This is a genomic window from Rhizobium sp. 32-5/1 (assembly GCF_029537235.1).
GTDB lineage: Bacteria > Pseudomonadota > Alphaproteobacteria > Rhizobiales > Rhizobiaceae > Pararhizobium.
Map to the genome: position 1 here is coordinate 43,100 of NZ_CP120638.1, position 12,415 is coordinate 55,514.

General features: G+C 58.8%; 5 protein-coding genes and 5 pseudogenes. 5 read left to right on the plus strand and 5 right to left on the minus strand.

Going from position 1 to position 12,415, the window contains the following annotated elements; all coding sequences use genetic code 11:
• Positions 1–9 precede the first annotated feature (9 nt).
• The 4 genes and pseudogenes from P6U16_RS00240 to P6U16_RS00255 form a co-directional block, all read right to left on the minus strand.
• Positions 10–1,556: pseudogene (locus P6U16_RS00240) on the minus strand (DEAD/DEAH box helicase).
• Between the two features lie 164 nt (positions 1,557–1,720).
• Positions 1,721–3,057 (minus strand): annotated as a pseudogene (locus P6U16_RS00245) (M23 family metallopeptidase).
• Positions 3,058–3,161: 104 nt separating this feature from the next.
• Positions 3,162–3,989 (minus strand): ferritin-like domain-containing protein, encoded by an 828-nt coding sequence (locus tag P6U16_RS00250; RefSeq protein ID WP_277702162.1) that lies wholly within the window; start codon positions 3,987–3,989, stop codon positions 3,162–3,164.
• 20 nt (positions 3,990–4,009) lie between these two features.
• Positions 4,010–4,476: pseudogene (locus P6U16_RS00255) on the minus strand (peroxiredoxin).
• Between the two features lie 336 nt (positions 4,477–4,812).
• On the opposite strand from P6U16_RS00255, the pseudogene P6U16_RS00265 reads away from it, so the two are divergent.
• The 5 genes and pseudogenes from P6U16_RS00265 (at position 4,813) to P6U16_RS00285 (ending at position 11,892) form a co-directional block, all read left to right on the plus strand.
• Positions 4,813–8,207: pseudogene (locus P6U16_RS00265) on the plus strand (DUF3971 domain-containing protein).
• Between the two features lie 178 nt (positions 8,208–8,385).
• The gene (locus P6U16_RS00270) at positions 8,386–9,288 is read left to right on the plus strand and encodes a metal ABC transporter substrate-binding protein (RefSeq protein WP_277703944.1); all 903 of its coding nucleotides are present in this window, start codon (positions 8,386–8,388) and stop codon (positions 9,286–9,288) included.
• The gene (locus P6U16_RS00275) at positions 9,285–10,181 is read left to right on the plus strand and encodes a manganese/iron ABC transporter ATP-binding protein (protein WP_277702165.1); all 897 of its coding nucleotides are present in this window, start codon (positions 9,285–9,287) and stop codon (positions 10,179–10,181) included. The genes P6U16_RS00270 and P6U16_RS00275 overlap by 4 nt, the downstream gene beginning before the upstream one ends.
• Positions 10,178–11,038, plus strand: a complete 861-nt coding sequence (locus tag P6U16_RS00280; RefSeq protein ID WP_277703945.1) for a metal ABC transporter permease — start codon at positions 10,178–10,180, stop codon at positions 11,036–11,038. The genes P6U16_RS00275 and P6U16_RS00280 overlap by 4 nt, the downstream gene beginning before the upstream one ends.
• Positions 11,035–11,892 (plus strand): metal ABC transporter permease, encoded by an 858-nt coding sequence (locus P6U16_RS00285; RefSeq protein ID WP_277702166.1) that lies wholly within the window; start codon positions 11,035–11,037, stop codon positions 11,890–11,892. Before P6U16_RS00280 ends, P6U16_RS00285 begins: the two co-directional genes overlap by 4 nt.
• A 30-nt stretch (positions 11,893–11,922) precedes the next feature.
• Here P6U16_RS00285 and P6U16_RS00290 read toward each other — a convergent pair.
• Positions 11,923–12,371, minus strand: a pseudogene (locus P6U16_RS00290) (Fur family transcriptional regulator).
• Positions 12,372–12,415: the final 44 nt, after the last annotated feature.

Consider the following 12,415-nt stretch of genomic DNA (forward strand, 5'->3'; position numbering starts at 1 on the left):
CCTTACAGATCAGGCCTTGCCGGCGATCAGCATGAAGGCAGGGATATCGTCACCGAAGCCAACCGGCGTCGGACCGTCATCCTGGTCGCGGCGGTAGCGATTGCGACGATCGCGATTGTCATCGTTAGCCGGATAAGGAGCAGGTGCAGAACGGTTGCTGTTGCGGCCGGCGTGCTGCGGTTTCGTTTCTGCCTTGCGTTCTGATTTCACAGGTTCTGCCTTTATGATGACCGGTTCGATCTCTTTGGGAATATCGTCTGTTTTGATGTCCGATTTGTGACCGGGCTCCATGCTTGCGCTGTAGCCATGCACCGCGCGAGGGCGTTCACGATCATTTTCCTTGCGGCGTCCGCCACGCTTGCCGTCACGACCGCCACGCTCCGGCTTGCCGGAGCTTTCATGGCTTTCCATCGGGGCGGGCAGGGCGGAAAGGTCGCCATTCAGCCATTCGATCTTCTTGTCGATGAGCTTTTCGATGGCATCGGCAAATTTGCTATCGCGCTTGGAAACCAGCGTGAAGGCGGCACCTGAGCGACCGGCTCGGCCGGTGCGGCCAATGCGGTGAACATAGTCTTCCGCATGGATCGGCACGTCGAAGTTAAACACGTGGCTGACATCCGGAATATCGAGGCCGCGGGCTGCGACATCGGAAGCGACAAGGAGGGTGATCGCATTGTCCTTGAAACCGGCCAGCATTTTTGTGCGCGAGCTCTGGTCCATGTCGCCGTGCAGGGCGCCGACCGAAAAGCCGTGACGCGACAGCGAGCGATAGAGCTCCGCCACATCAAGCTTGCGATTGCAGAAGATGATGGCGTTCTTCAGATCGTCCTGCTTCTGGATCAGATCGCGCAGGACGGCACGCTTTTCGTAGTCTTTCGAATGGGTCGCAACGAATCGCTGCGTGACGGTCGTCGCTGTCGAGGAGCGAACGGAAACTTCAACGCGTTCCGGATTCTGCAGGAATCGGTCGGCCAGCTTCTGGATTTCCGGCGGCATGGTCGCCGAGAAGAACAGCGTCTGGCGCGTGAACGGAATGAGCTTGGCGATACGCTCGATATCCGGGATGAAGCCCATGTCGAGCATGCGGTCGGCCTCGTCGATGACGAGAACTTCGACGCCTGTCATCAACAGCTTGCCGCGTTCGCAATGGTCGAGCAAGCGACCGGGCGTGCAGATCAGAACGTCCGCGCCACGTTCGATCTTTCGGTCCTGCTCTTCGAACGAGACGCCGCCGATCAGGAGTGCGACGTTCAGCTTGTGATTCTTGCCGTATTTTTCAAAGTTCTCTGCGACCTGCGCCGCCAGTTCGCGGGTCGGCTCGAGGATCAGCGTGCGGGGCATGCGGGCCCGGGCGCGCCCCTTTTCGAGTAGCGTCAGCATCGGTAGAACGAAGGAGGCCGTCTTGCCGGTTCCGGTCTGGGCGATGCCCAGAATATCGCGCCGCTGAAGGGCTGGCGGAATGGCTCCCGCCTGAATGGGGGTCGGAATGGTGTAGCCCGCATCGGTCACTGCGGAAAGAACTTTTGGCTCAGGCCAAGATCAGCAAAAGTGGTCAAAGGGAGATCTGTTTCCGTTCCGGTTCAATTGAACTCTGGTGTCTCGGCAATGCTTTGACTGCCGTCGTCGGGCCTATTAAGCCCAACGACGGATAAAGTCAAGAAATCCGGGCATTTCAGGGAAGGAACGGTAAATTTAAAGGGTGAACGACGGCTGGGCGCGGTCAGTTGATATATTGTGTCAATTTTATTCCGGCGTTAAGAAAACGCATCGGATCGACGGCTTGCCCGTTCAGGCGGACTTCATAATGCAGATGCGGCCCGGTGGAGCGCCCGGTGCTTCCTGATTTCGCAATGGACTGGCCGGTCGAAATCTTGTCTCCGACGTTGACGAGAATGGTCGACAGATGCGCGTAACGCGTCGTAATCCCGTTGCCGTGATCGATTTCGACCAAATTGCCATAGCCGCCTGTGCGGCCGGCTGTGATCACCATGCCGGGTCCTGTTGCATGGATCGCCGTACCGACGGGCGCACGAAAATCGATGCCGGCATGCAGGGCAAGGCGCCCCAGGAACGGATCGAGACGATTGCCGAAGCGGCTGGTAATATCGCTTGCGGGAGAGGGATTGTTGAAGGGCAGGCTTTTGGCCTGGGTGCGGGCACGCTCAAGCCGGACCAGCGCGCTGTCGAGCGCAACTAGCGAATTGTCGAAGGCTTCTGTGGTTTCCGGCTCGACGAAGGGGCCGCCAATTGCGGTGTCATCGGAGAGAGGGGCAGCGAGTTCGGCAACTTCGCCCGTCGCGCGATCTTCCGGCTTGATTCTCGTTTTCGCCAGGATGGTGTCGATGGCGTTGGCTGTTTCAAAGGCACCTGTGGTCAAGGTCCTGATCCGCGCCACCTGATCGCGCTCGATGTCCTTCAGCGACAGCGTCACCCTGGAAAAAGCCGGTCGGCCCGATCCGACATTGTTTCCTGCGATCCCATTTGCGATGCGGACGGCGGCGCGTAAGCCGCAAGTGTTGTCCGTTTATCGGCTTTCGAGCCATCCAGTCCCATGAGGCGTTCGATTGCCTTCATGCCGCCGCTGGCATCGGCGCGTTTTTCGTAGGCCAGAGGGTTCGCGGTCGGCACCGGAATTTCGCCACTGGAAAGCCCAGAATCCTCGGCCCGCTCAAGAAGAGAGCCCAGCTTTCCATGCCGGGAGGACAGTGCCATCTGCTGCTCCAGCAGCTTTTCGACCTTTTCCTCAACGACCTGCTGATCGAGCAATTGCCGGCTCGTGACGCGATCGACCTGCGCGCGCAGGGCAGCGATCCGGTCTTCATATTCATACTGCATGCGTGCCTGCCGGGCCATCGTGCCGCCGATCAGGTCGTCGCGCAGGACGAGATAGGATGTCGCGGCGAAATAACCGATGGTGAAGACGCAAAGGAAGCAGACGGCCAGTGCTGCCATCCACGGCTCGACGATCATGTGACGGACCCGATCGCCGCTCGCCAGGATAATGATGTGCTTTTGCGTACGTTTGCCGAAGACCCGGCTTTCCGATTGAGCACCCACTAGATCACCCCCGAAACCTGCGATTCTCGCCGTCCTTATGGTTGGGGATTAGATACTGTTAAGGTTAATAAAGGCTTGCCGGCGCAGGCGCGCTACCATTGCTGTCAGTTGTTCACGGACGCCGTCATGGAACGATAGAACGACGGCGTCAGGCCGGCTTCGGCACGGGCAATGTCGTTGAACGGTGCTTTCAAAGGACCACGAAAATTCGCCCGCACCAGTGCCTGAAAAGTCGCGGCCGGATCGCGTTTTTCGCGGGCACAGAGAAAGCGGAACCACTTGGCTCCCACCGCCACATGGCCTTTTTCGTCGTGGTAGATGATATTGAGCACTGCAGCGCTGTCGTGGTCTCCGACCTCGCGCATCCTGGCCTGCAGTGCGGGGGTAACATCCAGACCACGCGCTTCGAGAATCAGCGGGACAACCGCAAGCCGCGTCGTCAGGTCGTTGCGGGTATCGTGGGCTGCCTGCCACAGCCCGTCATGGGCGGGCAGGTCGCCATAGTCCGCGCCCATCTGGCGCAAGCGATCACGCACCAGGCGAAAATGCTTCGCTTCCTCAAAGGCCACGCGCATCCAACCGTCGAAAAAGGAATTCGGAACCGGTTCCGTCACGAAGCGGGCAACGATATCGAGTGCAAGGTCGATGGCATTCAATTCAATATGGGCAATGGCGTGCATCAGGGCAATGCGGCCACGCTCCGTGGTCAGCGCCCGTTTTGCGACCTGCCGGGGCGGAATGAGTTCCGGCTTTTCCGGCCGACCCGGCCGATCCGGAACCGTAGTGTCGAGCGGGGAGCGCAGGGACAGCGTCCGCTCTGACCAGCGCCTGGCGGTTTCCTGCGCAAGTTCGGTCTTCAGGTCGAGGTCGTCGGCCCGGATTGCCCGGGCAGCGCCGTCACGCAGGCTGCGGATTGCGGCAAACTCGCTCATTCGCACGTCCCTCGGCGCATTCAGAGCGCCTTGACGGCGTTAAGAACATCTTCGGCATGTCCGGGGACCTTGACCTTTTCCCAAACCTTGGCAACCTTGCCCTCAGCATCGATCAAGACAGTTGTACGGTCAACGCCCATATATTTGCGGCCGTACATGCTTTTTCCACCCAGACCCCATAGGCGGTCAGCGTTGCCTTTTCTTCGTCCGAAGCCAGAATTACGGACAGCGCATGTTTCTTTGCGAACTTGTCATGGCTTTTCACAGAATCCGGCGATAGCCCGATCACGACCGCGCCGGCGGCTTCGAAGCTGTCGGCGAGGGCGGTGAACGCGATCGATTCGGCCGTGCACCCGCTGGTGTCGTCCTTTGGATAGAAGAAGAGCACCACGGCCTTGCCTTTAAATTGCGCAAGCGAGACCGTTCCGCCCCCGTCACGGGGCAAGCTAAAGTCCGGGGCCGGCGAGTCGATGGTCAATTCAGTCATGAAAATCCCTTTCTTTTGTCGAATTGCCGCGATGAATTCGATCGCGGTGATATCCTACGCTTCGATCGTCAATGTGGATTTCGACAGCGTTTTGACAGGGATCCGATGGAAGTACCAGAGTTCCATTGCTCTGCCCCGGTGGTTTGACTAGTGTTTTCCAAGGACTGTCTTTTCGACCAGCATTCTCCAGGTCAAAACGGCTCGGCATAACAACGATCGTTCCGGTTTATGGTCTTCGGTCAGAATATGCCGCGGGTCATGACAGGTTTCGGGCATGGCAGAACGTGTAGACTGCCCTATGTTCGAATTTGAATGTGCAGGAGGCTCATCGACTCGATGAACGAAATACCCAGCGAAAAGGTCAGTTTTCGCAAACAAGACATTGTTGCGCTCCATTCGCTGCCTTCGGCTCAGGCGCATGATCCTTGCATAGTGCACGCACCCTCCAGCCGTCGCCACTTCTGGGCCGTCTGTCGGGCGGTGGTTTATCTGCTCGTCGCCTGTGCGGTCTTGTTCGGCGGCTTGCTGGCGGCCATCGAAGGCGGCGCGCTTGATGCAACGCTGAATGCACGCGCTCAAAAGGCGCTGAATGCTGCCCTTGGCGATGCATATCACGCCGAGGTGGAGAGCACAGTGTTGCGGCTGACCACGAACGGATCGCTGGCGCTAAAAGCCCAGAATGTCACTTTGGTCGAAAATAACTCCAGCAAGCGTCTGATCACCACCGAATCGGTATCGATCGAACTCGATACCCTGGCGCTACTGGGCGGCAGGATCGCAGTCTCGCGGCTCGAGGCGGACGGCGCCATGCTGGACCCAACGCTTCTACCGCGGGGGCAGGCGATCGATCTAAGTGCAATGCGTATCGCCAGGATAGGCCAGGGACTGGAGGGGTCTTCGGGCAGATCGACCGGATTTCACAATTGATCTCGCGCAGCAAAACCCAGGTCGTGCGACTGTCGGATCTCAGACTCTCGCTGGCCGGGCCGCGCAAAAGTATCATTTCTGTCGTTGTCGAAAGGCTCGACTTCAACCGCGCGGTCGATGGTTCGATGCAGATCTCGGGCCTGATACAGGTCAATGGTCAAGCAAGCGATCTGACGCTTGAAGCGGCCAGCAAGGACGGCCGTATCGTCAGCCTGGCTGGCAGCGGCACCGGCATTCCGCTGGCGCCATTTCTTTATCGCCCGGAGGCGGGGCTGGAGCAAGCCTTCGGGGTTGTTTCTCGCGCCGAAGTTAACATCAACGCCGTCCGCGCCACCGAAGAAAACAAACCCGTTCTGCAGGTAACAGCACAGACAGGCGAAGGCCTATTCCATGCCGGTGGCTTCACGTCCGACTTGAAGAAATCTGTCCTTGCTCTCGCCTATGACTTTGATCGTCAGTCGGTCGAAATTCTTCCATCTGGTGTCAATTTCGGCCGATCCGCTTTCCCTTTCACCGGCGCCGTGAGCGACATCGCCGCATCCAACGAAACCATCAACAGTGGTTTCACTGTTGATCTCCTTTTACAGTCGGCCAGTGCGTCACCCGTCGATGTAACAGAACGACCATTGATCTTCGACGCCAAGGCGGGTGGCCGTTTCCTGACAGACAGTCACGAACTGACGTTCGACGAGTTGACGGTTTCTAGCGCTCTGGGGTCGGTCGCGGGTTCACTCTCCCTGACATTCGGAGATACCTCGCCGCAGATAAGCTTTGCCGCCCTCACTGACAACGTGCAGTCGGCAGCCGTCAAGCAATTGTGGCCGTGGTGGGTGGGCAAGACTGCACGTCGATGGGTTATCGCCAATATCTACGGGGGCACGGCGAAAAATGCCAAGCTCGAAGTCTTCCTTCCCAAGGGCCGCATCAGCAACACGGTGGGGCCGTTGCAATTGAATGACCGCGAGCTGTCCGTCAGCTTTGATATCGAGGACGCCCGGGTAAACCTGGCCGGAGATATTCCGCCCCTGCGCGATGCTGCCGGTCGCTTCACTCTGAAAGGGGAGCATATGGATGTCGCGATCAATGGTGGCACGGCCTATTTCCCCTCGGGCCGATCCGTTAGCCTCACAGGGGGCAATTTCGTCATCCCTAATGTTCACCAGAAACCGCTGATGGCGGAGATGAAGATTGAAGTGGGTGGCGAGGCTGACGCCATAGCCGAACTGGTCAGCTACCGCCCGATCCGCGCTCTGCAGCGCACATCCTTCAAGGCGGAGGATTTTTCCGGGCCGATGACGGCACAAGTCGGTGCCCGTTTCGGCCTCGTCACGGCTCAGAACCCGCCGCCACCACAATGGCAGACGGAAATGGTCCTGAATGGCGTCACACTCAACAAGCAGATCGCTGGGCGGGACATCTCAGATATCGAGGGCACGTTGCGCGTTGATGAAACTCAGGCTGTCCTTGATTCCAAAGCCGCGATCGACGGTATGCCAATGGAACTGTCGGTGGTCGAACCCGTCGGCGCGGCCAGCACTGTCAAACGCAAACGAGAGATATCGGGCACTTTGAACGGTGACGCCGTTCGCAAGATGGCGCCCGGGCTTGCGGGCATTGTCAATGGGGCGGTCGGCCTGAATCTATCAATAGACGAGAACGACAAGCAGACGGTAACAGCCGATCTCGGACAGGCCTCCATCTCCTTGCCATGGGTCGGCTGGTCGAAGGGGTCTGGTGTAGGTGCCAAGGCTATGTTTTCTGCGGCGAACAAAGATGGGCTGATAACGATCGATGATTTTGCACTGACCGGTGACGGATTTGGTGCGCGTGGCAGCTTGCAAATCGACAAGGCTGGCTTGAATACGGCGCGCTTTACCTCCGTGCGCCTTGCTGCCGGCGATAACTATTCCGTCAATGTTGCCCGACAAAAAGGCGGCTATAGCATGGCGGTCCAGGGCACCTCAGCCGATGTACGCCCGGTCCTGGATCAGTTGCGAAAGCCATCGGACGCAACGCAGGGCGGGGAGGACGGAAAAAGCGTTTCGATCGAGGCACAACTCGATCAGGTAAAGGGCTTCCATAATGAAGTTCTTTCGAATGTCAATTTCGTCTACAAACTCCGCGGTCGCGAGATCACCGGACTGGCGTTGTCGGCGATTACGGACAGCGGTCAGGCGGTGGTCGCCAAGCTCGTGAAGGGCAACCCGGACAACACGCTGGAATTGACCAGTGGCGACGCGGCGTCGCTTGCCCGGTTTGCGGATATCTACAGCAACATGCGCGGTGGGCTGCTCAATCTGAAACTGCGCGACCGTGGCGCCGGCTCTTGGCGCGGTGCGATTGATATCCGCAAGTTTACGCTCGTCAACGAGGACCGCTTGAAATCGATGGTTTCGACACCGGCAGACGCCAATGGGCGCAGCCTCAACCAGGCCGTCAAGGGTGATATCGACGTCAGCACGGCGCGTTTCGAGCGTGGTTTTGCTGAACTCATTCTCGATCCGGGGTCTGTCCGCGTCGATCGCGGCGTCGTGCGGGGCACGGATATCGGCGCCACCTTCCAGGGAACGGTCCACGATGCTAACGGCCAGATGGACATGACCGGCACCTTCATGCCGGCCTATGGCCTCAACCGGTTGTTTGGTGAGTTGCCGCTGATTGGCGCCATTCTCGGGAACGGTCGCGACCGGGGTCTGCTAGGGATCACGTTCAAGCTTGACGGTCCGTTCAAAAAACCGCGGCTGACCATCAACCCGCTCTCGATCATTGCACCTGGCGTATTCCGGAGCATTTTCGAGTTTTAAGATCGGTCTTCCTCGGCGTCCGTTCTAAATCCTGTCCGAAGTGGTTCAAGTTTTTGCGAATTGCTATGCCAATATCTTTTTGCGAGTCAGTTGCACTTGCAAAAATATGAAGTCGGGCTATAGATGCAGTTGCAACTCATTCGCAACAAGGAGATTGATGGGAATGCCTGATCGCTTCATGCAAAAAACATTCATTTGGATTGCCGGTGTCGTAGTCCTGGGTCTGAGTGCGGGAGCATCCTTCGCGCAGGAAAAATTCAAGGTTGCGACGACATTCACTGTCATCGCCGACATGGCAAAAAATGTTGCGGGCGACGCAGCCATAGTCGAGTCGATCACCAAGCCCGGCGCAGAGATACATAACTATTCGCCGACGCCGGGTGACATCCAGCGAGCGCAGGGCGCGCAGCTCATCCTCTGGAATGGCCTTAACCTTGAGCTTTGGTTCGAGAAGTTCTTCCAGAATCTGCACGACGTCCCGAGCGTCGTCGTGTCTGACGGCGTCGAACCCATGGGTATTTCAGAGGGACCTTACGAGGGTAAACCCAATCCACATGCCTGGATGTCGCCCAACAACGCGATGATTTACGTGGACAATATCCGCGACGCGCTGATGAAATACGATCCTGCGAACGCCAAGACCTATGAGGCGAACGCGAGCGCCTACAAGGCGACGATCGAGGCAACGATTGCGCCGATCCGCCAGAAGCTCGACGCGATCCCTGAAAACAAGCGCTGGCTCGTGTCGAGCGAGGGTGCCTTCAGCTATCTGGCCCGCGACTTCGGCCTCAAGGAGTTGTACCTCTGGCCGATCAATGCCGACCAGCAGGGGACGCCGCAGCAGGTCCGCAAGGTGATCGACGGAGTCCGCGCCAACAAGATCGCCGCCGTGTTCAGCGAAAGCACGATTTCCGACAAGCCCGCGCGGCAGGTCGCCCGCGAAACGGGCGCGCTCTACGGCGGTGTCCTCTATGTTGATTCGCTAAGCGAAGCGGACGGCCCTGTACCGACCTACCTCGATCTGTTGCGTGTGACCTCCGACACGGTGGAAAAAGGTCTTGCCCAGGGAGCGTCGCAATGAATGCCATTGTTCCGGGCCTGAGTATCCCTCCCGCAAGGTTCGTGGAGGAGACGCCCGGCCTTATCGTTGCCGATGCCTCCGTCACCTACCGCAATGGCCACACTGCGCTGAGGGATGTGAGCTTTGCGATCCCCACAGGAACGATCACCGCCCTTGTCGGCGTGAACGGGTCCGGCAAATCGACTTTGTTCAAGGCGATCATGGGGTTCGTCCGCCTTGCGAAAGGCGAGATCCGCATCCTGGGGCTGCCGGTCGAGCAGGCGCTCAAGAAGAACCTCGTGGCCTATGTGCCGCAGAGCGAAGACGTGGACTGGAATTTCCCCGTGCTGGTCGAGGACGTGGTCATGATGGGTCGCTACGGCCACATGGGCATGATGCGCATCGCCAAAGCCGCGGACCGGGACGCGGTTTCAACCGCCCTTGAGCGGGTCGGCATGAGCGAATTCCGAAAGCGCCAGATCGGCGAATTGTCCGGTGGCCAGAAGAAGCGTGTTTTTCTGGCGCGTGCGCTTGCCCAGGACGGGCGTGTGATTTTGCTCGACGAGCCCTTCACCGGCGTCGATGTCAAGACGGAAGATGCCATCGTGGTTTTGCTGCAGTCGTTACGGGACGAGGGGCGGGTCATGCTGGTATCGACGCATAATCTCGGCAGCGTGCCGGAGTTCTGCGACCGTACCGTGCTGATCAAGGGAACAGTTCTGGCCCATGGTCCAACACGGGAAACCTTCACCCAGGCCAATCTCGAAAAGACCTTTGGCGGCGTGCTTCGCCACTTTGTCCTCAACCGGCCGGATGGCAGCGCGCATCAACCGACGGGTTTCCTCACCGATGACGAGCGTCCCCTGATTCTCTACCAGGACGATTTGCCCGGCAGCAATGGTGGCCGCGACTGATGGCTTTGCTCCTCGAACCTTTCACCTACAACTACATGGTCAATGCCATGTGGGTCTGTGCCCTTGTCGGCGCCGTATGCGCCTTCCTGTCCTGTTATCTGATGCTCAAGGGCTGGTCGCTGATCGGTGACGCGCTCTCCCATGCCATCGTGCCCGGTGTGGCCGGCGCCTATATGATCGGCCTGCCGTTTTCAATCGGCGCCTTTTTCTCCGGCGGCCTTGCTGCCGCGACCATGCTGTTTCTCAACCAGCGGACCAAGCTGAAAGAAGATGCCATCATCGGACTGATCTTCACCTCCTTCTTCGGTCTCGGCCTGTTCATGGCGTCACTCTCGCCCATGTCCGTCAACATCCAAACGATCGTGCTCGGCAACGTGCTCGCCATCACACCGGAGGACACGCTCCAGCTCGCCATTATCGGCTTCGTTTCGCTCGCGGTGCTGCTGGTCAAATGGAAGGACCTGATGGTTGTCTTCTTCGATGAAACCCATGCCCGCTCGATCGGTCTCAAACCGACCCTCTTGAAGATCATGTTTTTCACGCTTCTTTCCGCATCCACCGTTGCAGCTCTGCAGACGGTCGGCGCCTTTCTGGTGATCTGCATGGTGGTCACGCCGGGCGCGACTGCCTATCTGCTGACGGACCGCTTCCCCAAGCTCTTGATGATCGCAGTAATCATTGGCGCGCTCACCAGCTTTGTCGGTGCTTATGCCAGCTACTTCCTCGATGGCGCCACCGGCGGCATCATTGTCTGCCTGCAGACGCTGGTTTTCCTGGCGGCCTTTTTCTTCGCCCCCAAGCACGGCATGCTGGCGGCCCGTCGCAGGGCACGCAGCACACTGGAGGCCGCCCCATGAACCTGCTCGAAACATTGCTTGCGCCGTTCCAGTTCGAATTCATGGTCAATGCGCTTGTTATCTCCGTGCTTGTGGCCGTGCCGGCCGCTCTGCTGTCGTGTTTTCTTGTCCTCAAGGGTTGGTCGCTGATGGGGGATGCGATCTCGCATGCGATCCTGCCCGGTATCGTGATCGCCTATATCATCGGCATTCCGCTGGCGATCGGCGCCTTTGTCGCGGGGATGACCTGCGCCGTGACGACGGGCTTCCTGAAAGACAACAGCCGCATCAAGCAGGATACGGTGATGGGGATCGTCTTTTCCGGAATGTTCGGCTTCGGCCTCGTCCTCTACGTCAAAATCCAGTCAGACGTACATCTCGACCACATCCTGTTCGGCGACATGCTGGGGGTGGGCTGGCGCGATATCGCCGAGACGGGGCTGATTGCCGCGTTCGCCAGCGCCATCATCATCGTCAAATGGCGCGATCTGCTGCTGCATGCGTTCGATCCGGCGCAGGCGCGCGCCATCGGCCTGCCGGTCAGGCTGCTGCATTACGGCTTGCTTTGCCTGATCTCGCTGACGATCGTCGGTGCATTGAAGGCCGTCGGCCTGATCCTGGCCATTGCGGTGCTGATCGCGCCCGGAGCCATTGCCTTCCTGTTGACCCGGACGTTCAAGGGCATGCTTGTCGTGTCGGTGTTGATTGGCACCACCGCCTCGTTCCTAGGCGTTTATCTGTCCTTTTTCATCGACAGCGCTCCGGCTCCGACCATCGTCCTGCTGATGACCGCGGCTTTTATCGTCGCTTTCGTGGTTTCGACGCGGAAAGCCGCAAGAACAGAATCCGGAGAAACCGAACCGCAGTCCGGATGACTGGCCGCGGGACACGAAAGCCAAGCTATATCAGGGCTTGATCGAACGGCGAGCGCCCTTGCCGTCCAGTGGTTTGACGTAGATTTCCAGCTTGTGGCTGACGATCGAAAAGCCATGCTTGCGCGCAATATCTTCCTGGAGGCGCTCGATCTCATCGGATCGGAATTCGGTGACTTCACCGGTTTCGATGTTGATCAGATGGTCATGATGTTCCTGCGCCACCGGCTCATAGCGGGCACGCCCGTCGCCGAACGTGTGCCTCTCCAGGATTCCTGGTCCTGAAGAAGCTTGACCGTCCGGTAGACGGTGGCGATCGATATGCGCGGATCAACGGTGCTGACACGGCGGTGCAACTCGACCACGTCAGGATGATCGGTCGCCTCCGAGAGCACTGTCATAATCACGCGCCGCTGCCCCGTCATGCGGAGACCTTTTTCTTTGCAGAGGCGTGTGATCTGTTCGTTGGACTGCATATGCATGGCACTCAAAGTTTTCCAATGGTCCAGCCCGTTCGACACAAGCC